18 protein-coding genes and 1 pseudogene are annotated in these 19120 nt (G+C 74.7%); 12 read left to right on the plus strand and 7 right to left on the minus strand.

What is annotated here, in order from left to right:
* Entirely contained in the window at nt 1-1050 is a 1050-nt protein-coding gene (locus ACI793_RS13830) for a zinc-binding dehydrogenase (protein WP_456606952.1), read from the minus strand.
* Nucleotides 1051-1177: 127 nt separating this feature from the next.
* Between ACI793_RS13830 and ACI793_RS13835 the strand changes: the two genes are divergently transcribed.
* Nucleotides 1178-2005: an acyl-CoA thioesterase gene (locus ACI793_RS13835; protein WP_456606953.1), complete on the plus strand. Its 828-nt coding sequence runs from the start codon at nt 1178-1180 to the stop codon at nt 2003-2005.
* A gap of 22 nt (nt 2006-2027) precedes the next feature.
* Complete coding sequence (locus ACI793_RS13840; protein ID WP_456606954.1) at nt 2028-2759, plus strand: dienelactone hydrolase family protein; 732 nt, start codon at nt 2028-2030, stop codon at nt 2757-2759.
* On the opposite strand, the gene ACI793_RS13845 is transcribed toward ACI793_RS13840, so the two are convergent.
* Nucleotides 2756-3751, minus strand: coding sequence for a YihY/virulence factor BrkB family protein (locus tag ACI793_RS13845; protein WP_456606955.1), 996 nt, complete (start codon nt 3749-3751; stop codon nt 2756-2758). The genes ACI793_RS13840 and ACI793_RS13845 overlap by 4 nt on opposite strands.
* Nucleotides 3752-3895: 144 nt before the next feature.
* Between ACI793_RS13845 and ACI793_RS13850 the strand changes: the two genes are divergently transcribed.
* The 3 genes from ACI793_RS13850 to ACI793_RS13860 are packed head-to-tail and all read left to right on the plus strand — an operon-like array spanning nt 3896 to nt 6512.
* Complete coding sequence (locus ACI793_RS13850; RefSeq protein ID WP_456606956.1) at nt 3896-4927, plus strand: LLM class flavin-dependent oxidoreductase; 1032 nt, start codon at nt 3896-3898, stop codon at nt 4925-4927.
* Entirely contained in the window at nt 4924-5730 is an 807-nt protein-coding gene (locus tag ACI793_RS13855; protein ID WP_456606957.1) for an alpha/beta hydrolase, read from the plus strand. The genes ACI793_RS13850 and ACI793_RS13855 overlap by 4 nt, the downstream gene beginning before the upstream one ends.
* Nucleotides 5731-5759: 29 nt before the next feature.
* Entirely contained in the window at nt 5760-6512 is a 753-nt protein-coding gene (locus ACI793_RS13860) for a PIG-L deacetylase family protein (RefSeq protein ID WP_456606958.1), read from the plus strand.
* Nucleotides 6513-6521: 9 nt separating this feature from the next.
* Here ACI793_RS13860 and ACI793_RS13865 read toward each other — a convergent pair whose 3' ends face one another.
* Nucleotides 6522-6791 carry an ATP dependent DNA ligase gene (locus ACI793_RS13865; protein ID WP_456606959.1) on the minus strand — a complete coding sequence of 90 codons (270 nt, stop codon included), beginning with the start codon at nt 6789-6791 and terminating at the stop codon, nt 6522-6524.
* On the minus strand, nt 6764-8059 hold the full coding sequence (locus ACI793_RS13870) for an ATP-dependent DNA ligase (RefSeq protein WP_456606960.1): 1296 nt from the start codon (nt 8057-8059) through the stop codon (nt 6764-6766). The genes ACI793_RS13865 and ACI793_RS13870 overlap by 28 nt, the downstream gene beginning before the upstream one ends.
* An 82-nt stretch (nt 8060-8141) precedes the next feature.
* Between ACI793_RS13870 and ACI793_RS13875 the strand changes: the two genes are divergently transcribed.
* Complete coding sequence (locus ACI793_RS13875) at nt 8142-9371, plus strand: saccharopine dehydrogenase family protein (RefSeq protein ID WP_456606961.1); 1230 nt, start codon at nt 8142-8144, stop codon at nt 9369-9371.
* Between the two features lie 111 nt (nt 9372-9482).
* Here the strand turns inward: ACI793_RS13875 and ACI793_RS13880 are convergent, their stop codons facing one another.
* Nucleotides 9483-9914: a nitroreductase family deazaflavin-dependent oxidoreductase gene (locus ACI793_RS13880; RefSeq protein WP_456606962.1), complete on the minus strand. Its 432-nt coding sequence runs from the start codon at nt 9912-9914 to the stop codon at nt 9483-9485.
* A 198-nt stretch (nt 9915-10112) separates the two neighbouring features.
* Nucleotides 10113-11354 carry a DUF222 domain-containing protein gene (locus tag ACI793_RS13885; RefSeq protein ID WP_456606963.1) on the minus strand — a complete coding sequence of 414 codons (1242 nt, stop codon included), beginning with the start codon at nt 11352-11354 and terminating at the stop codon, nt 10113-10115.
* Nucleotides 11355-11544: 190 nt separating this feature from the next.
* Between ACI793_RS13885 and ACI793_RS13890 the strand changes: the two genes are divergently transcribed.
* Together ACI793_RS13890 and ACI793_RS13895 are read left to right on the plus strand one after the other, a co-directional pair.
* Nucleotides 11545-12942, plus strand: a complete 1398-nt coding sequence (locus ACI793_RS13890; RefSeq protein ID WP_456606964.1) for a thioredoxin family protein — start codon at nt 11545-11547, stop codon at nt 12940-12942.
* Nucleotides 12939-13472, plus strand: a pseudogene (locus tag ACI793_RS13895) (UGSC family (seleno)protein). Before ACI793_RS13890 ends, ACI793_RS13895 begins: the two are co-directional and overlap by 4 nt.
* Here the strand turns inward: ACI793_RS13895 and ACI793_RS13900 are convergent.
* Complete coding sequence (locus ACI793_RS13900; RefSeq protein WP_456606965.1) at nt 13441-14433, minus strand: hypothetical protein; 993 nt, start codon at nt 14431-14433, stop codon at nt 13441-13443. The pseudogene ACI793_RS13895 and the gene ACI793_RS13900 sit on opposite strands and share 32 nt — an antisense overlap.
* Before the next feature lie 195 nt (nt 14434-14628).
* On the opposite strand from ACI793_RS13900, the gene ACI793_RS13905 reads away from it, so the two are divergent.
* The 4 genes from ACI793_RS13905 to ACI793_RS13920 all read left to right on the plus strand — a co-directional run bounded on the left by ACI793_RS13905 (nt 14629) and on the right by ACI793_RS13920 (nt 19068).
* Complete coding sequence (locus ACI793_RS13905) at nt 14629-14925, plus strand: hypothetical protein (RefSeq protein ID WP_456606966.1); 297 nt, start codon at nt 14629-14631, stop codon at nt 14923-14925.
* Nucleotides 14926-15192: 267 nt separating this feature from the next.
* Complete coding sequence (locus ACI793_RS13910; RefSeq protein WP_456606967.1) at nt 15193-16695, plus strand: AMP-binding protein; 1503 nt, start codon at nt 15193-15195, stop codon at nt 16693-16695.
* Between the two features lie 52 nt (nt 16696-16747).
* Nucleotides 16748-17947 (plus strand): acyl-CoA dehydrogenase family protein, encoded by a 1200-nt coding sequence (locus ACI793_RS13915; protein WP_456606968.1) that lies wholly within the window; start codon nt 16748-16750, stop codon nt 17945-17947.
* Nucleotides 17944-19068, plus strand: a complete 1125-nt coding sequence (locus ACI793_RS13920; protein ID WP_456606969.1) for an acyl-CoA dehydrogenase family protein — start codon at nt 17944-17946, stop codon at nt 19066-19068. The genes ACI793_RS13915 and ACI793_RS13920 overlap by 4 nt, the downstream gene beginning before the upstream one ends.
* Nucleotides 19069-19120: the final 52 nt, after the last annotated feature.

The following is a 19120-nucleotide window of genomic DNA, read 5'->3' on the forward strand; positions in this document are numbered from 1 at the left end:
TCAGGGCTGGACGAGGATCCGGATGGGGTTGCCGTCGCGCTCGTGCAGCCGTCGGATGCCCTCGCCGACGTCCTCCAGGGAGACCACGCCGCTGATCGAGCGGGAGAGGTCCAGGCGACCGGCGGCCACGAGATCGGCCAGGATGCCGATGTCTGTGCCCTGGTAGCCCAGGTGCCCGAGCGCCTGCTTCCGCGAGAGGCCGAACCCGAGCGTGCTCCCGACGCTCGCCTCCTCGCCGCTCAGCCCGACGACGACGACCCGGCCGCCGTTGGCCAGCATCGCCAGCCCCTGCTCGAAGGTGGACGTCACGCCGACGGCGTCGAAGGCGACGTCGAGCATCCGGCCCTTCGTCGCGTCGGCGATCTTCGCCGCGAGGTCCGGGTCGCGGGAGTCGAAGGCGAAGTCCGCGCCGATCTCCAGCGCCCGCTCGCGCACGGCCTCCTCGAGGTCGAGGGCGATGATCGGGTTGGCCCCGACCAGCCGGGCGAGCTGCACGATGTGGGTGCCGACCCCGCCCACGCCCCAGACGCCGACGGCCTCGCCGATCCGGACCTGCCCGGTGTGCACGACCGCGCCGAAGGGGGTGGACACCGCGTCGGCCAGGATGGCGGCCTGGTCCATCGGTACCCCGTCGGGCACCTGGGTGAGGCCGAAGGCCCCGGCGAGCGTGTACTCCGCCCAGGCGCCGTCGTAGGCGAAGGCCATCAGCTGGATGTTCAGGCACTGGCCGATCGGACCGCGGAGGCAGTTCGCGCACTGGCCGCACGGGCGGCCCGCGGCCGGGATCACCCGGTCGCCGACCGACCAGCCGGTCACGCCCGGCCCGAGGGCGGCGATGGTGCCCGAGGCCTCGTGCCCCTGGGTGATGACGTCGGGGGTGCCCATGCCGCCGAACACCCCGTCGATCAGGCTGAGGTCGGAGTGGCAGATGCCGCAGTAGGCGACCTTGATCAGCACCTGGCCGGGGCCCGGCTCGGGGATGGGCACGTCCTCGATCGCCCACTCACCCGTCGCCTTGTAGAACCGCTGGGCCCGCATCGAACCTGTCATGGAGCACTGCCTCCTGTCGGCGGAACCCGCCGGATCGTCCAGTTCCGTCCCCGAGCCGGTGACGTCGGTCGCACTGCGGCGACCGTATCGTCGCGGCGGCGATCCGACACCGACCGAGGAGAACGCAGTGCAGAGCGAGCCCGGGGCCGACCCAGCAGAGTCCGAGCCGACGGTGCTCGACGTCCTCGACCTCGAGGAGATCGACCGGGACCTCTACCGGAGCACGCTGGTCTTCGCCGACCCGTTCCCGCTCTACGGCGGTCAGGTCGCCGCCCAGGCGCTGCTCGCCGCCGGGCTGACCGTCGGGGAGGGGCGCCTGCCGCACTCGCTGCACGGCTACTTCCTGCGCAGCGGCGACGCCGCCCGGCCGACGATCTTCCGGGTCGAGCGGGACCGCGACGGCGGCTCGTTCTCCGCCCGGCGGGTGGTCGCGGTGCAGGGGGGCGAGGTCATCTTCAGCATGGCGGCCTCCTTCCACGCCGGCGGCGTCGGGCCGGACATCCCCGTCCAGGAGATGCCCGACGTCGACGGGCCCGACGGGCTGAAGAGCTACGGCATGCCGCGGCTGTTCACCATGGAGAGCCGCCGGCCGGGCCAGGCGGACCCGGGCTGGCGGCTGCCGACCCGCTTTTGGGCGCGGACGACGGTGCCGCTGCCCGACGACCACCTCGTGCACGCCTGCGTGCTCACCTACCTGTCCGACATCGGCACCGGCCTGGCCAACATGCCGCAGGACGAGGCGAGCCCGGGGCCGACCCTCGACCACGCCGTCTGGTTCCACCGGCACGCGCCGCTGGACGAGTGGGTGCTCATGGACATGGAGCCGGGCACGGTCTCGGGTGGACGCGGCTGGTACACCGGTGCGATCTTCACCGCGGGCGGCACCCTGGCCGCCAGCTTCACGCAGGAGACGCTCTTCCGGGCGGGCAAGAACCCCTTCCGCCCGGGCAGCTGACCGTCCCGCCCCTGGAGGCACCGTGCCCGACATCGTGATCCCCGGCGGCGCGAGCGCACCGGAGCTGCGGGCGTACCTCGGGGTGCCGCCGGCGGGGGAGGGCCCCTGGCCGGCCGTCGTCGTGGTGCACGAGGCGCTGGGGCTCAACGACGACACCCGGCAGCAGGCCGACCGGCTGGCCGCCGCGGGCTACCTCGCGGTGGCGCCGGACCTCTTCACCGCCGGTGGGGTGCTCCGGTGCCTGCGCTCGACCTTCCGCGCCATGCTGCAGGGGCACGGGGCTGCCTTCGGTGATCTGGAGGCGACCCGCCGGTGGCTGGTCGGACGGTCCGACAGCACCGGGCGGGTCGGCGTCCTCGGCTTCTGCATGGGCGGCGGCTTCGCGCTGCTGGCGGCGACCCGCGGCTTCGACGCGGCGGCGCCGAACTACGGCGCCGTGCCGAAGAACGCCGAGCGGGTGCTCGAGGGCGCCTGCCCGGTGGTGGCCAGCTACGGAAAGCGGGACCGGATGTTGCGGGGCGCCGCCGAGGAGCTGGAGGGCCTGCTCACCCGGCTCGGGGTGCCGCACGACGTCGAGGAGTACCCGGACGCCGGCCACTCCTTCCTGAACCGGCACAACCTCGGTCCGTTCAGCGTGCTGGAGAAGGTGTCCGGCTTCGACTACCACCAGCCCTCCGCCGAGGACGCGTGGGCGCGCATCCTGCGCTTCTTCGGCGAGCACCTGCGGGCCGGGCAGCCGGCCTCCCCGGCCTAGCCGGTTGCGACGTCGCGGGAGGGCGGCACGCTGTCGGCGACGACGGCGCCGCGCTGACCAGCCGGGCGATCGGGGCCCACGGTGGAGTCCTGGGCGGTCTGGCGCTCGCTCTCGGCGTTCACCGTGGCGCCGACGATGACGAGGAAGACGCTGAGCCACAGCCAGAACATGCTGATGGCGACCCCGCCGAGGGAGCCGTAGGTGGTCTCGTAGGAGCCGAGGCCCTGCACGTAGGCGAACAGGGCGACCGACGTGGCCAGCCACAACCCGGTGGCGACGGCGGCGCCGACGCTGATCCAGCGCCAGCGCGCCTGGGTGCGGTCGGGAGCGACGCGGTAGAGAACGGCCAGCAGCAGCGCCAGCAGCAGCGCCAGGGTCAGCCACATCAGCGCCGGCGCGAGCGGGCGCACCGGATCGGGCAGGCGGCCGAGCTGCCGGGACAGGACACCGCCACCCGCGATGAGCGCACCGAGGACCAGCGCGCCGCCCAGCACGAACGTGACGGCCAGCCTGGTGCGGCGGAGGAAGCCCCGCGTCTCGGTCTCGGAGTAGGCGAGGGTCAGCGCGTCGATGAGGTAGGTCGCGGCGGTGGTGGCGGTGACGAGCGCGGCCAGCAGGCCGGTGACCCCGCGCCAGGTGAGCACCTGCGCCGACGCCGTCGTGATGGTGGTCAGCTGCTCGGCGACGAGCGGTTCGAGCTCGGGCGGCAGCACCTCGGCGACCGACGAGAGCTGGTCGAGCGCCTGCTCGGGGGAGTTGAGCGCCCCGTAGACCGACAGCGCCGTCACCATCAGCGGGGCGATGGACAGGATCGCGAAGAAGGAGACGGCGGCGGCCAGGGCCATGAGGCGGTCGTCGAGGACGTGGCGCGCGGCCCGGTGCAGCACCTGCAGCCAGCCCCGCGCCGGGATCCGGTGCGGAGCACGCGCGTCGTGCCCGTGACCGCATGCGGCACCTCCCGCGCCGGTCCGTGCCGGCAATGCTCCCGCCATGCCTCCTTACTGCCCGCCCCGCCGCGCTGCCACGCCGGCCGGCCGACCCGGCTCACGGGCGGCCGGCGTCGGCGGTCCCTGCTTGACTGGACCCCGTTCCCGCGCCGGGCCTGCCGCACGGGAGAGCCTTCGGAGGGACGGTCCATGCACCTCGGCGTCGACAGCTTCGTCTCGGCGGTGACCGATCCGGCCTCCGGCCGCCTGATCGGGGCCGAGGAGCGGATGGAGCACCTGCTCGAGGAGATCGAGCTGGCCGACCGGGTGGGGCTGTACTCGTTCGGCATCGGCGAGCACCACCGCAGCGAGTACTACGACTCGGCGCCGCCGGTGATCCTGGCCGCGGCCGCCGCGCGCACCTCCCGCATCCGCCTGGGCAGTGCGGTGGCCGTGCTGAGCGCCGCCGACCCGGTGCGCGTCTTCCAGCAGTTCGCCACCCTGGACCTGATCTCCAAGGGCCGCATCGACCTCGTCGTGGGCCGCGGGTCCTTCACGGAGGCGTTCCCGCTGTTCGGGCTGAGCCTGGCCGACTACGACGAGCTGTTCGCCGAGAAGCTCGACCTGCTGCTGCGGATCCGCGAGTCCGAGCACGTCACCTGGTCGGGCCGGCACCGCCCGCCGCTGACGGGACAGGGCGTCTACCCGCGGCCGCTGCAGGACCCGCTGCCGATCTGGGTGGGCGTCGGTGGCACGCCGGAGTCCTTCGTGCGGGCCGGACTGCTCGGCCTGCCGCTGATGGTGGCGATCATCGGTGGGGAGCCCCGCCAGTTCGCGCCGCTCATCGACCTCTACCGCCGCGCCGGTGCTCAGGCGGGGCACGCGCCGGAGACGCTGCAGGTCGGGCTGCACGTGTTCGGCTTCGTCGCGGAGAGCACGCAGGCCGCGGCCGACACCATCTACCCGGGCTGGCACGAGATGTTCGAGAAGGTCTCGCGGGAGCGCGGGTTCTCCCCGCCGAGCCGCGCGCAGTTCGACGCGACGAGTGGACCGGACGGAGCGTTCTTCATGGGTGATCCCGACACGGTGGCGGAGAAGCTGGTCCGGATCTCCGGGCAGCTCGGCGGCGTGGCCCGCATCTCGCTGCAGATGACCAACCCGCGGCTGGCGCACGCAGATCTGTTGCGGGGCATCGAGCTGCTGGGCACCGAGGTCGCGCCGCGCGTGGCGGCGTCGGCATGACCGCGGCACGGGAGTGGGCGCTCGACGGGCACGCGGGCCGGCTGGCCGGGCGTACGTGGGAAGGCGCCTCACCCACCCACGTCGTCCTGCTGGCGCACGGGTACGGCGAGCACACCGGGCGGTACGAGCACGTCGCCGCGGCCCTGGTCGACGCCGGCGCCGTCGTGACCGCCGTCGACCACGTCGGACACGGGAAGAGCGAGGGCGACCGGGTGGTCGTCGCCGACTTCGAGCGGGTCGTCGACGACCTGCACGCCGTCGACGAGGAGATCCGGGCGCAGCACCCCGGCCTGCCGGTGGTGCTCCTCGGCCACTCCATGGGCGGGCTGATCGCCGCGCGCTACGCCCAGCGGTACGGCGGCTCGCTGGCCGCGGTGGTGCTGTCCGGGCCGCTGGTGGGGGAGTGGGGCGGCGCCCGGCTGCTGGAGCTGGACGAGATGCCCGACACCCCGCTGGACACCTCGACGCTCTCCCGCGACCCCGAGGTCGCCCGCGCCTACGAGGCCGACCCGCTCATCTGGCACGGGCCGTTCCAGCGGCCCACCGTCGAAGGCATCGCCCGGGCGCTGGCCGCCGTGCAGGACGGGCCGTCGCTGGGGTCGCTGCCGCTGATGTGGGCGCACGGCGAGGACGACCGGCTGGTGCCGGCCGACGGCGCCCGGTCCGGCGTGCAGCACCTGCGCGGCGAGACCTACGTCGAGCGGATCTACCCCGGAGCCCGGCACGAGATCTTCAACGAGACCAACCGCGACGAGGTCCTCGCCGACGTCGTCGCGTTCGTCCGGGACGCGCTGCGCCGGTAGCAGGCGCACACGATTCCGAAGGGTGTCCTGTGTCTGAACGCAGCGTGCTCGCCGTCTTCGCGCACCCGGACGACGAGTCCCTCTCCGCCGGCGGTCTGCTGGCCCGGCATTCCGGTGCCGGGGCGCGGACCGCGGTGGTCACGGCCACCTGGGCCGAGGACTCGGTGCGCGCGCCGGAACTGGCCGAGGCGCTGCGGATCCTCGGGGCCGGCGAGCCGCGCATGCTCGGCTACGCCGACGCGCTGGTCCCCGAGTCGGCGCCGGGGAGCCCGCGCCTGCTCGACGCACCCCTGGACGACGTCGTCCGACGGCTGGTGGTGCACATCCGGGAGTTCCGGCCCGACATCGTGGTGACCCACGATGCCTACGGCGGGATGACCGGCCACCCGGACCACCTGCTCACGTACCGGGCCTCCGTGCTCGCCGCGCAGGCGGCCGGGCTCGACAGGATGTACCCGGACGCCGGTGCGCCGTGGGAACCGAGCGACCTGTACCTGGCCACCCACCCGGACTCCGTCGTGCCGGCGTTGCGGGAGTTCGTCGGCGCGCGGCGGGCCGTCTACAGCGTCCCGGACGAGCAGATCACCGAACGCCTCGACGTCACCCCCTGGCTGGAGGAGAAGATCGCGGCGATCCTGGCGCACCGGAGCGAGGTGGCCAGAGGTGCGGTGCCCGGGCTGGTCGCCGCACTGCCTCCGGACGCCCGCGGCTCGATGCTCTCCACCGAGTGGTTCATCCGGTGCAGTCCGGGCCCGGCGCCGATGGCGGAGGACTCTCGGTAGAGCGCGGGGTCAGGGCGCACGCAGCGTCCGCACCGCGTCGACGGTGTCGGCCTCGGCGGGGGTCTTGTCCGGCCGGTAGCGCAGCACGCGGGCGAACCGCAGGGCGACGCCGCCGGGGTAGCGGGTGCTGCGCTGCGCGCCGTCGACGGCGATCTCGACGACGAGCTCGGGCCGCAGCAGGACGCCCCAGTCCGGGCGCTCGCGGGCCAGGTCGGGGAAGGTCGCCGTCTGCCACGCCAGCAGCTCGTCGGTCATGCCCTTGAACGTCTTGCCCACCATGACCGGCTCGCCGCCGTCGGGATCCCGGGCGCCGAGGTGGATGTTGGACAGCGACCCGGTGCGGCGGCCGTAGCCCCACTCGGCGCCGAGGACGACCAGGTCGAGCGTGTGCACCGGCTTGACCTTCTGCCACGCCTTGCCCCGCCGGCCCGCCGGCCCGCCGCGTAGGGCGCGTCCAGCGCCTTGACCACGACGCCCTCGTGGCCACCGGCCAGCGCGCCGTCCAGCACCTGCGCGGCCTGCGCGGTGTCGGGCCGACGTACGCCGGGCATGCGCAGGGGTGCGTGCGACTCGTCGGCGAGCAGCTCCGCCAGGGCATCGAGGCGCACCCGCAGCGGCTCGTCGAGCAGGTCGCGCCCGTCCACGTGCAGGAGGTCGAAGAAGAACGGGCTGAGCAGCACCCCCGCGTCCGCCGCGTCGCTGCCGAAGCGGCTCAGCGTGTCCTGGAAGGCGCGGGGCCGGCCGTCGTCGTCGAGCGCCAGCGTCTCGCCGTCCAGGACGGCGCTGCGGCAGGGGAGCGACCGCACCAGCGCCACCAGCTCGGGGACGCCGTCGGTGATCTCGCGCAGGGTCCGGGTCCAGACGCGGACGTCGTCGCCGTCCCGGTGCACCTGGATGCGGGCGCCGTCGAGCTTGAACTCCACCGTGACGTCGCTGCCGAGGTCGGCCAGTGCGCCGTCCAGCGAGGAGCCGGGGCTGGCCAGCATGGGCCGCACCGGCCGCCCCACCCGCAGCCGCACCGCCTCCAGCGCCGCGGTGCCACCGGACAGGGCCGTGGCGGCGGTCTCGGGCAGCCGGCCCGAGAGCATGAAGGCCCGGCGCACGGTCGCGGGCTGGACGCCGGCCGCGGTGGCCACCGCATCGAGGACGACGCCCTCCAGGGCTCCTTGGCGCAGCTCGCCGGTGAGCAGGCTGCCGAGAAAGCGCTGCTCCTCGACCGTGGCGGCCGAGAGCAGGCCGGTGAGGCAGGCCTCGCGCCGGGCGGCCGACCCCGCGCCGGACGTCGTCGCCAGCTCGGTGAGCGCGGCCACCACGGCGGACACGGTCAGCGAGGGTTGCTCGGCGACGGGCCCCGTCCGCTGCGCGAGGGTGCGCCAGCCGACACCGAGGCGGCCCTGGCCGGTGTCGCCCGACAGCCAGGCGGTGACCGGCTGGACCTCGGCCACGTCGGCCCGGCGCAGCAGCTCGGCGATCACGGCGGCCTTCGCCGTGCGGGACCGCGTGGCGGCGGCCCGGGCGGAGGCGGCGACGACCTCGGCGAGCAGCACGGGCCCATCGTGGCAGCCGGCACCGACGGCCCGGCGCCGCCCGGGGTGCGTGCGGGGCAGAGGGCCCGGTAAGCATGCGTGCATGACCGACAGCGCACGCGACTCCGACCTCGTCGTCTTCGGGGCGACCGGCTTCGTCGGGAAGCTGCTCGCCGCCTATCTGGCCGAGCACGCCCCTGCAGGCCTGCGCATCGCCCTCGCCGGGCGGTCGCGTGCGCGGCTGGAGGAGGCCCGGGCGGCCCTCCCGGCGGCGGCTGCCGCGTGGCCGCTGATCGAGGCCGACGCGTCCGACCCGGCGTCGATGGCGGCGCTGGCCCGCGGCACCCGCGTCGTCGTCACCACCGTCGGCCCCTACGCCCGCTACGGCATGCCGCTGGTCGAGGCCTGCGCCGCAGCCGGCACCCACTACGCCGACCTCACCGGTGAGGTGCTGTTCGTGCGGGACGCGATCGACCGGGTGGACGAGGTCGCGCGCGGCACCGGCGCCCGGATCGTGCACGCCTGCGGCTACGACTCGATCCCGTCGGACCTGAGTGCGTTCCTCCTCGCCGAGCGAGCCCGCGCGGACGGTGCCGGAGGGCTCCGCGACGTGCAGCTGGTGGCGACCCTCCGCGGCGGCTTCAGCGGCGGCACGATCGACTCGATGCGCGCGCAGGTCGAGGCGCTGAAGGAGGACCCGTCGCGGCGCCGCGTCGTCAGCGACCCGTACGCCCTGAGCCCGGACCGGGCCGCCGAGCCGAAGACCCGGCAGCCCCGGGACGCCGGCATGCCCGAGCGCTCCTCGGACGGGCGGTGGACCGCGGCGTTCGTGATGGCCTCGTTCAACACCCGCATCGTCCGGCGCAGCAACGCGCTGCAGGACTGGGCCTACGGCCGGGAGTTCAGCTACGGCGAGGCCATGGGCGCGGGCAGCGGACCGCGCGGGGCGGTGACGGCGGCGATCGTCACCGCGGGCCTGGTCGGCGCGGTGTCCGCGATGAGCTTCGGGCCCACGCGTGGCCTGCTCGACCGGGTGCTGCCCGCGCCCGGGACCGGGCCGAGCGAGGAGGTGCGGCAGAAGGGCTGGTTCCGCATGGACGTCGAGGCGACGACGGAGTCCGGTCGCCGCTACACCGCCGTCGCCGCCGGGAAGGGCGACCCGGGCTACGCCGCGACCGCGGTGATGCTGGGGGAGTCCGCGCTCGCCCTGGCCCTCGACGAGGACCGGTTGCCCGACCGCGCCGGGTCGCTGACGCCCGCGACCGCCTTCGGCGACGTCCTCGTCGAGCGGCTGCGCGCAGCCGGGCACACCTACGAGGTCACGCCCGGCTGAGCGACCTCCGGCAGCGCATCGCCGCCGCCGTGCAGAACCGCCGGCTGACCCGGGAGCAGGACGACGAGCGGCTCGCCGACCTGGAGGAGCGCCGGCGGCTGCGGCGGAGCACTAGGGCTGGACGGGCGGTTCGAGCAGGAGCACGGGGATCCGGCGACCGGTCCGCCGCTGGTACTCGACGTAGGACGGGAACGTGGTGCAGGCCAGCGACCACCACCGCCCGCGTTCGGCGCCGGTCACCTCGCGGGCCAGCAGGGAGAGCACCCGGTCGCCGTCACGCAGTTCCACCTGCGGGTGGGCCAGGGCGTTGGCGTACCAGTGCGGGTGTGCGTCGCCGCCCCGGGTCGAGGCCACCGCGGCGTAGACGCCGCCATGGGTCACGCGCATCAGTGGCGTCTTCCGCAGCTTGCCGCTGCGCGCACCCACGGTGGTGAGCAGCACGACGGCGCGCCCCCGCAGTCCCTGGCCGGTCCGCTCGAGGTGCTCGACCTCCTCGCGCACCCACGGCACCGTGCTGGGCTCGTACTCCCCGAGCAGTGCCACCCCTGGAGTCTCCCAGACCGACGCCGGGCCGCGGGCGTGTCGGCGCGGCCTCGCTCGGGCGTTCATCGGCACCGCCCGCGGCCCGGGCGGGTACCGGCGGGTCGGGGGGCCGGCCGGTACCGGCGAGGCGGCCCCCGCCTGTCAGGCACGGCGCAGGGAAGGCAGAGGAGGGCGCCGGCGAGGAGGCGTGCCTACCGGTCAGGCGGAGACGAGGAACGGTTCGGAGATGACGATCTCGGTGCCGTCGGGGCGCCAGGTCTGCCATCGGCCGTCGGGTTGTCGTTCGACCCGGAAGCCGTGGTGAACCTTGGTGTGGTGCCGTTCGCAGAGCAGGGCTGAGTTGTCGAGGTCGGTGTCACCGTCGTCGATCCAGTGCACGAGATGGTGGACGTCGCACCAGTAGGACGGGGCATCGCAGCCGGCGAACACGCAGTGCCGGTCCCGTACCTCGACCGCGCGGCGCAGGTGCGGTGGGAACAGGCGGGTGTTGCGGCCCAGGTCGAGCGGCTGGCTGTCGGGGCCGATGACGACGCGGGTGACGTTGCCACCACAGGCCAGCCAGCGGGCCTTCGCGGCGGAGATGATGCCGCCGAACCCGGTGCGTCCCGCCCCGGCGCCGGTCGAGTGCGGGTCGACCAGGTCCGCCAGGTCGAGGGTCACCACCACGTGCGGGTGGTGCCCGCGCAACGTCGGCAGGTTCCCGGACGCGAGTGCGTTGTCGGCGAGCTGCACGAGTGCATCCCCGGCCTGCTGGGCGCGGGTGCGGGTGTCCCCGGCGGGCCGGTTGGCCTGCTGGATCGACTCGATCGAGGCCTGGAACTTCTCCCCGCCCACGGCGTCGAGGGTTCCGTGGAAGGACACCGACCCGTCGGTGTGCCGGGCAATCGTGAGCGACCGCTGCTCGGTGGGGTCCGGTTCGGGGCCGTCGGGGTCGAGGCGGGCCAGGTAGTGCCCGACGGCCTGGCGCAGGTCGGCGTGCGGCGCGGTCATCGCCGCCCGGGTCAGGGCCGCGTCGATCTCCCCGACGTCCACGCCCTGCGCGTCGGCGGCGGCGAGCGCGTCCGGTGCGGCGACCGGCGCGATCGCGTTCACCGCCTCCGCGGTCACCGCCCCGGCCGACGCCGCCGCGGCCAGCACCGGGAGCTGCTCCAGGGCCCGTCCAGTGCGCACCAGCCGACCGGCCTCGCTCTTGGACAGCCGGTGGTGCCCGCGCAGCCAGGACGCCATCGAGGCCTTGCCGTCGTGCTCGGCCGCCTGGGTCAGCTCACCCTCGCGCACCGTCCGGGCGAGCTCGGCGTCCAGCCGGTTCCGCGCCCGCAGCAGCGTGTTGGTCCGTTCGAGCACGGCGGGCCCGAACGACGACTTCAGGTCCTGATCGGCCAGTGCCTCCAGCGCACCGGCGAGGCACGCAGTCGGAGTCGCACAGACGGTCGAACACATGTACGAAGCTTACCGCCTGGTGGGGTGCTGTACCAGTCGAATGCGCAGCTCAGAGGCCTGTCCGCAGATCGCAGAGAGGTCTTGACGGGAGCGTCCCGACACCGACAGCGACACCGGCACCTGCACCTGCACCTGCAACGACCCGACATGGCCAGGCGCCAGGAGCGCTCCGGTGCGCTACCGTCCGACGATGCGGCTTCCCGACGGTCTCGTGGCCGTGGTGAAGCGCGACTGCCCGACCTGCGTCCTCGTCGAGCCGGTGCTCCGCGACCTGGGTGCCGCGGTGTGGTGCCAGGACGACGCAGGGTGGTTCGACGGCGACGACACCGAGCTCGAGCTCTCCTACCGCCTCGGCATCGAGACCGTCCCGACGCTGATGCGCATCGAGGACGGCGCCGAGACGGCCCGCGTCGTGGGCTGGAGCCGGGAGCAGTGGGAGGGCCTCACCGGCACTCCCGGCCTGGGACCCGACCTGCCCGAACACCGCCCCGGCTGCGGTTCCCTGTCGGTCGACCCGTTCCGGATCGACGCCCTCGAGGCGCGCTACGGCGGCAGCGGCCTCGGCAGCCGCCGGGTGGAGCTGGCCGATCTCGAGGACGAGCACGAGGCGATGTTCGACCGCGGCTGGACCGACGGGCTGCCCGTCGTCCCGCCCACCCCGGAGCGGGTCCTGCGCATGCTGCGCGGCACCACCCGCGACCCTGGTGACGTGGTCGCCGTCGTGCCGCCCGACCTCGTCGAGTGCACGGTCGAGAAGGTGGCCGTCAACGCGGTGATGGCAGGCTGTCTCCCCGAGCACCTGCCCGTGGTGCTGGCCGCGCTGGAGGCCGCCTGCACCGAGGAGTTCGCGCTGCACGGCCTCCTGGCGACGACGTACTTCTCCGGCCCGACGATCGTGGTGAACGGCCCGGTCGCGGCCCGGATCGGCATGAACAGCGGCGTCAACGCCCTCGGGCAGGGCAACCGCGCCAACGCCACCATCGGCCGGGCCCTGCAGCTCGTCGTCCGCAACGTGGGCGGCGGCCGCCCCGGCGAGATCGACCGCGCCACCCTGGGCAACCCCGGCAAGTTCACCTCCTGCTTCGCCGAACGGGAGGGGGGCAGCCCGTTCGCGCCGCTGGCGGCCGACCGCGGCGTCCCCGGCGACGCGGTCACCCTCTTCGCCGGCTCGGGTGTGCAGCCCGTCGTCGACCAGCTGAGCCGGACGCCCGAGTCCCTGGCCCGGACGTTCGCGTCCTGCCTGCGGGTCAACGGGCATCCCAAGCTGCCCATGGCCTTCGACGCGATGCTCGTCGTCTCGCCGGAGCACGGACGGGTCTTCCGGGAGGCCGGCTGGGACCGCGCCCGGCTGCTCGCCGAGCTCGGGGAGCTGCTCACCCTGTCCGCCGACGAGCTGCTCCGCGGGGCCGCCGGCATCGCGGAGGGCGTGCCCGAGGGGCTGGCCGGGACCCAGCTGCCCAAGTTCCGGCCGGGCGGCCTGCTGGTGGTGCACGCCGGCGGCGATGCCGGCCTGTTCAGTGCGATCGTCGGCGGGTGGGTGTCCGGTGCCACGGGCAGCGCCCCCGTGACCAGAGAGGTGCGCACATGAGAACCGTCCTGGACCCCACGGGGGAGCGCCGGCCGTCGGCGCGGGAACTGCTGCCGCGCCCGGCGTCGCTGCGCGCCCGCAGCGTCGGCCTGCTCGACATCAGCAAGGCCCGCGGCGACGTCGTGCTCGACCGCCTCGAGGAGCTGCTCACCGCCGACGGGGCGGTGGTCCGCCGCTACCGCAAGCCCACCTTCGCCCGGACTGCGCCGGTCGACCTCCGGCACGAGATCGCCGAGCAGTGCGAGGTGGTCATCGAGGCACTGGCCGATTAGGGCTCGTGCACGTCGTGCAGTGTGCACGACATCGCCGACCTCGAGCGCCGTGGCGTGGTGGGGGTCTTCCTCGCCAGCGAGGTGTTCGCCGACGCCGCCCGGCTGCAGGGCGCCGCGCTCGGCTTCCCCGCACCGTTCGTGCTGCTGCCGCACCCGGTGCAGGACCGGACCGACGAGGAGCTGCGCGCGGCGGCCGACGGCGCCTATCCCGCCGTCGTCGCCGCACTCACCTCCGGAGGAGCGGCACCGCGTTCCTGAGCTGGGCCGACCGTTGCGACCACCCGAGCCGCCCGAGCAGTGAGCGGCTCCGGCTGCCGCCGGCCGGCCCGGGGACGGCGGCGGCGAGCTGCTCCACCTCCGTGCGCAGGGTGGCGCGTCGCTCCTCGAGGACGGCGACGTCCGCGAGGAGCGCAGCGGTGCGCGCGGCGGCGTCCCGGTCCAGTCGCTCGCGTGCCGCGGTGGCCTCGGCGTCGGCCCGGCGTCGCTCCTCGCGGCCGACGGCGAGCATCCGCACCACGTCGTCGCGTGCCTGGAGGCGAGCCGTGGCGGCCTCGTGGGCGGCCCGCTCGCGGACCCGCTCCGCGTCCCCGGCGGCCCGCTCCTCCAGCCGGCGCACCTCGGCGACGCGGGCCTCGACTTCGGCCCGCACCCGGTCCCGGGTCTCCTCGGCGACGGCGAGGGTGCGACGGGCGTGCTCGACCTTCTCCGCCGCGGCCGATCGTGCCTGGGCCAGCACCCGTTCCGCGGCGTCGGCGGCGTCGGCCGCCACGCGACGGGCCTCGGCGCCGACCTCCTGCGCGAACGCGGTGGCGTCCTGCCGGACGGCGTCGGCCTCCGCGCGGATGGCCTCGGCCTCGTCCGCGGCGGCGGCGAGCATGGACCCCATGTGCCGGGAGAGCTGGAGGAACTCACCGCCACCTGCGGAGTGCCCGAGCAGTTCACGGGCCTCGTCGAGGGCGGCACCGGTCTCGAGCTGGCGGGCGAGCAGGTGCTCGCGCTCGCGCTCGGCCGTGGCCAGCTCGGTCTCGGCCCACTGGACGTAGGACTCGACCTCGAAGCGGTCGTAGCCGGCCAGCGCACGGCGGAACATCGGTGCGGCTTCGAGCACCCTGTCCAGGCCGGCCGGCACGTCCGGACGCGCGCGGTCGGTCGTGCCCGCACGGGGGAGGAGGCCGGTGTCGCCGTCCACCCCGCTGTCGGCATGCAGCTCGATGCTCATCCCACCTGCTTCCCCAGGAGTACCGGTATCGGGAACGACGCTAGGTGGGGCGGAACGTGCGCGCTCGACCACGGACAGTCGCATCACCCGGACGGGGAGGGTTCACCCGGTCGGACGTCGGAGCGTCTCGCCCGCGGGGGTGAGGCGCCCCCCGCAGCGGCTGCCGACCCTCGCTGCGGCAGGCACCCTCGTGGCATGGGACCCGATCCGAACGCACCGCCGCCCGGCAGCCTGACGGTGCCGCCGCTGCACGGCTGGGTCGTCCTGCTCGTCCTGCTGGGGCTCGTGATCGTCATCGCGGTGTGCTTCCTGCTGATCGGCGCGAGCACCCCGTCGGACAGCCGGTCCGCGGAGTGGCGGTCGTGGCTGGAGGCGCGCTCCCGCGCGGGGAGCATCGCCGACGGCGACCCCGCCTCCACCTCCTCCGTCCCGTCCCGGAACCGTTCCACCCACGGGGTCGGCGGGCGCTCCGGGAGGCCGATCCGGCGCTGAGACCGGGTCCGCCCCGGCGGTCTGCCGGGTCCGCGCGCGCCGTCCTTGGGCGTGGTGCACAGGGTCGGCAGCGGCCCTCACGCCCGCGCTGAGGCCTGCGTTACAGTCCGAAAACACGGGCCGATGTGGGCCCGCTCACGGTGGGCGCGGCCCGGACGATCCGGGGTCGTGCCCGCTCTGACCGTCGGAGGCGAGCCGCGCGACCGGGGCAGTGCGCCCGCGTCGAACGCTCCGGCACCGGACCCGCGCGCACCGTGGAGGCACCCGATGACCGAGACCGCGCAGAGCGTCGGGGACGTCGAGGACCCGCCACCGCCGGTGCCCATCGGCGTCCGCGTCGCGGAGCTGGCCGACCGGTACGGCGACGCGCCCGCGGTCGTCTGCGAGGACGTCTCGCGCAGCTGGACCGAGCTGGACCGCCGCACCAACCGGCTCGCCCGGGCCCTGCTCGCACGGGGGGTGGTCCTCGGTGACCTGCTCACCATCGGCCTGCCGAACAGCGTGGAGTTCGTCGAGGCGTGCGTCGCCTGCTGGAAGGCCGGCGCGGTCCCGCAGCCGGTGTCCGCGGCGCTGCCGCCGCTCGAGCTGCAGGGCATCGTCGAGCTCGCCGGGCCGCCGCTGGTCATCGCCCGGGCGGGCATGGAGCTGGACCGCCCGATCGTCGACGTCGACGAGCTGCTGAGCGAGGTCGAGGACGACAGCCCGCTGCCCACGGTGGTCTCACCGGCCTACAAGGCGCCGACGTCGGGCGGCAGCACCGGCCGGCCCAAGCTCATCGTGTCCGCGCAGGCCGGCGTCGTCGAACCCTTCGGCGTCGCGGTGTGGAAGCACCGTCCCGGCGGCACCATGCTCATGCCCGGCCCGCTGTACCACAACGGGCCCTTCACCAGCGCCATGGCCGGGCTGCTCAACGGCTCGACGCTGGTGCTCATGCCACGGTTCGACGCCGAGGGGACCCTCCGCCTGGTCGAGCGCCACCGTGCCACCTGGCTCTACCTCGTGCCGGCGATGATGAGCCGCATCTGGCGGCTGCCGGCCGACGTCCGCGACGGCTACGACCTCTCCTCCCTCGAGGTCGTCTGGCACCTGGCCGCCCCGTGCCCGCCCTGGCTCAAGCAGGTGTGGATCGACTGGGTCGGGCCCGAGGTGCTCATGGAGCTCTACGCCGGCACCGAGGCGCAGGCCGGCACGATCATCAGCGGGACCGAGTGGCTGGAGCACCGTGGCTCGGTCGGCAAGGTGGCCTACGGCGAGATGACCATCCTCGGTCCCGACGGCGAGCAGCTGCCTCCGGGGACGGTCGGGGAGGTCTACCTGCGGCGCGCCCCCGGCATGGGGCCCTCCTACCGCTACATCGGCGCGGAGGCGCGCACCCGTGGGGACTGGGAGTCCCTCGGCGACGTCGGCTGGCTGGACGAGGACGGCTACCTGTACCTGGCCGACCGGCGCACCGACATGATCCTCGTCGGCGGCTCGAACGTGTACCCGGCCGAGGTCGAGGCCGCGCTGGAGGAGCACCCGCAGATCGCCTCCAGCGCCGTCATCGGCCTGCCCGACGACGACCTGGGCCAAGTGGTGCACGCGATCGTGCAGCCGGCGCCCGGGCTCGACGCCGTCGACCTCGACGACCTCCGCCGTCACCTGGCGGAGCGGCTGGTGCGCTACAAGCAGCCGCGCACGTTCGAGCTGGTCGACGAGCCGCTGCGGGACGAAGCCGGCAAGGTCCGGCGGTCCCAGCTGCTGGCCGACCGGGTGCCCGCCCAGCAGTGACGGCGCCCGCCCCCCGACCCCTCCGACCGCCCCGATCCGACTGGAGCACACCATGACGACGACCGACGCCCGAACCGTGGGGGAGGACCTGCGCCAGCGGGTCGCCGACTTCCTCGCGGAGCACGACCACACGACCATGGACCGGCTGGACTTCCTCCGTGCCCGGTACGACGCCGGGCTCGCCTGGGTCAACTTCCCGCCCGGGCACGGCGGGCTCGGCCTGCCCCGCTCCTACCAGGGCCAGGTGGACGCCCAGTTCGCCGCCGCCGGCGCGCCCGACAACAACCCGCGGGGCAACGGCATCGGCCTGGGCATGGCCGCGCCGACCATCCTCGCCTTCGGCACCGAGGAGCAGAAGAAGAAGTTCCTCCGCCCGCTGTGGACCGGCGAGCAGGTCTGGTGCCAGCTGTTCAGCGAGCCCGGCGCCGGCTCCGACCTCGCGGCCGTCAGCACCCGCGCCGTCCGGGAGGGCGGCGACTGGGTGGTGAACGGCCAGAAGGTGTGGACGTCGAGCGCGCACAAGGCGCAGATGGCGATCCTGGTCGCCCGCACCAACCCCGAGGTGGCCAAGCACGCCGGGCTGAGCTACTTCCTGTGCAACATGGACGCCCCCGGCGTCGACGTGCGGCCGCTGCGGCAGATCACCGGTGAGGCCGAGTTCAACGAGGTCTTCCTCACCGACGTGCACATCCCGGACAGCCAGCGGCTCGGGGACGAGGGGCAGGGCTGGAAGGTCGCCACCGCCACTCTCAACAACGAGCGCGTGGCCATCGGCGGCGGTGGCGGAGGCCGGGAGAGCGGCATGGTCGGCGTGCTGGCGAAGACCTGGCGCGAGCACCCCGAGCGGCGGGGCGCCGGCCAGCACGACAAGCTCATGCGGCTCTGGGTGGACAACGAGGTGGCCCGCATGACCGGCCAGCGGCTGCGGCAGAAGCTGGCCGCCGGCGAGCCCGGCCCCGAGGGCTCGGCCATGAAGCTGACCTTCGCCCGGATCGCCCAGGAGGCCAGCGGCATGGAGCTGGAGCTGCTCGGCGACGAGGGCCTGCGGGCCTCCGACTGGACCATGAAGCGTCCGCAGCACGTGGACTTCACCGGCCGCGACGCGGCCTACCGCTACCTGCGCGCCAAGGGCAACTCCATCGAGGGCGGCACCTCGGAGATCCTGCGCAACGTCATCTCCGAGCGCGTGCTCGGACTCCCCTCCGAGCCGCGCGTCGACACCGGCATCGCCTGGAAGGACCTGCCCCGATGAGCGATCTCAACCTGCTCTACACCGACGTCGAGGACGACCTGCGCAGCAGCGTCCGTGACCTGGTCGCCGCCCGCAGCGAGGCCGCGTCCGTGGCGGCGGTCTACGACGGCGACCGGTCAGTCGTGGACCCGCTCTGGCGCGCGGTCGCCGGCGACCTCGGGCTCGCCGGCCTGCTGATCCCCGAGGAGCGCGGCGGTGCGGGGGCCTCGGTCCGCGAGGCCGCCGTGGTGCTCGAGGAGCTGGGCCGGTCCGTCGCGCCGGTGCCGTTCCTGACCAGCAGCGTCGTCGCCACGACCGTGCTGCTGGCCGCCCAGCCGGGTGGCGCGGCCGACGAGCTGCTGGCCGGCCTGGCGGCCGGCGAGCGCACCGCGGCGCTGGTCCTCCCGCTGTCGGCCGGGCCGGGCGAGGAGGCCCCGGCCTTCTCCGCCGAGGGCGGCCGGATCAGCGGGAGCGCCCGCAGCGTCGCGGGCGCCCTCGAGGCCGACGTCCTCCTGGTGCCGGTCGCCACGGCCGGCGGCACCGCCGTGTACGCGGTGCCGGCCGCGGACGCGCGCATCGAGCCCGTCGTCTCGCTCGACATGAGCCGCCAGCTCGCCGACGTGACCCTCGAGGGCGCGGCGGGGCAGGAGCTGCTGGGTGCCGGCGAGGGCGGGGACGCCGTGCGCCGCGGTCTCGAGGTCGGTGCCGCGCTGCTCACCTCCGAGCAGTACGGCGTCGCGCAGTGGTGCCTGACCACGACGATCGCCTACCTCAAGGACCGCCGGCAGTTCGGCCGCGTGGTCGGTGGCTACCAGGCCCTCAAGCACCGGCTGGCCGACCTGTACGCGGCCGTCGAGTCGGCGGGCGCCGCGGCGCGGTACGCGGCGGCGGCGACGGCCGAGGAGGCCTCCGACACCGCCGTGGCCACCGCGGTGGCCCAGTCGTTCTGCTCCGACGTCGCGGTCAAGGCGGCCGAGGAGGCCGTCCAGCTGCACGGCGGGATCGGCATGACGTGGGAGCACCCCGCCCACCTCTACCTCAAGCGGGCCAAGGCCGACCAGATCGCCTTCGGCACCCCGGCCGCCCACCGTGCCCGGCTGGCCGAGCTGGTGGATCTGCCCGCGCCGGCCCCGGTGGGCTGACGACGGCACGCCCGGACGACGACGGGCCCGGCTCCGGGGAGTTCCCCCGGGG

The sequence above is a fragment of the Blastococcus sp. SYSU DS0617 genome, assembly GCF_054051075.1.

What these genes read in the sequence shown, in the direction of transcription:
- ACI793_RS13905 (WP_456606966.1), top strand. Translation starts at nt 14,629, where the DNA reads ATGGGACCCGATCCGAACGCACCGCCGCCCGGCAGCCTGACGGTGCCG.
- ACI793_RS13855 (WP_456606957.1), top strand. Translation starts at nt 4,924, where the DNA reads ATGACCGCGGCACGGGAGTGGGCGCTCGACGGGCACGCGGGCCGGCTG.
- ACI793_RS13890 (WP_456606964.1), top strand. Translation starts at nt 11,545, where the DNA reads ATGCGGCTTCCCGACGGTCTCGTGGCCGTGGTGAAGCGCGACTGCCCG.
- ACI793_RS13900 (WP_456606965.1), bottom strand. Translation starts at nt 14,433, where the DNA reads ATGAGCATCGAGCTGCATGCCGACAGCGGGGTGGACGGCGACACCGGC.
- ACI793_RS13865 (WP_456606959.1), bottom strand. Translation starts at nt 6,791, where the DNA reads ATGGTGGGCAAGACGTTCAAGGGCATGACCGACGAGCTGCTGGCGTGG.
- ACI793_RS13875 (WP_456606961.1), top strand. Translation starts at nt 8,142, where the DNA reads ATGACCGACAGCGCACGCGACTCCGACCTCGTCGTCTTCGGGGCGACC.
- ACI793_RS13920 (WP_456606969.1), top strand. Translation starts at nt 17,944, where the DNA reads ATGAGCGATCTCAACCTGCTCTACACCGACGTCGAGGACGACCTGCGC.
- ACI793_RS13845 (WP_456606955.1), bottom strand. Translation starts at nt 3,751, where the DNA reads ATGGCGGGAGCATTGCCGGCACGGACCGGCGCGGGAGGTGCCGCATGC.
- ACI793_RS13910 (WP_456606967.1), top strand. Translation starts at nt 15,193, where the DNA reads ATGACCGAGACCGCGCAGAGCGTCGGGGACGTCGAGGACCCGCCACCG.
- ACI793_RS13915 (WP_456606968.1), top strand. Translation starts at nt 16,748, where the DNA reads ATGACGACGACCGACGCCCGAACCGTGGGGGAGGACCTGCGCCAGCGG.
- ACI793_RS13850 (WP_456606956.1), top strand. Translation starts at nt 3,896, where the DNA reads ATGCACCTCGGCGTCGACAGCTTCGTCTCGGCGGTGACCGATCCGGCC.
- ACI793_RS13885 (WP_456606963.1), bottom strand. Translation starts at nt 11,354, where the DNA reads ATGTGTTCGACCGTCTGTGCGACTCCGACTGCGTGCCTCGCCGGTGCG.
- ACI793_RS13830 (WP_456606952.1), bottom strand. Translation starts at nt 1,050, where the DNA reads ATGACAGGTTCGATGCGGGCCCAGCGGTTCTACAAGGCGACGGGTGAG.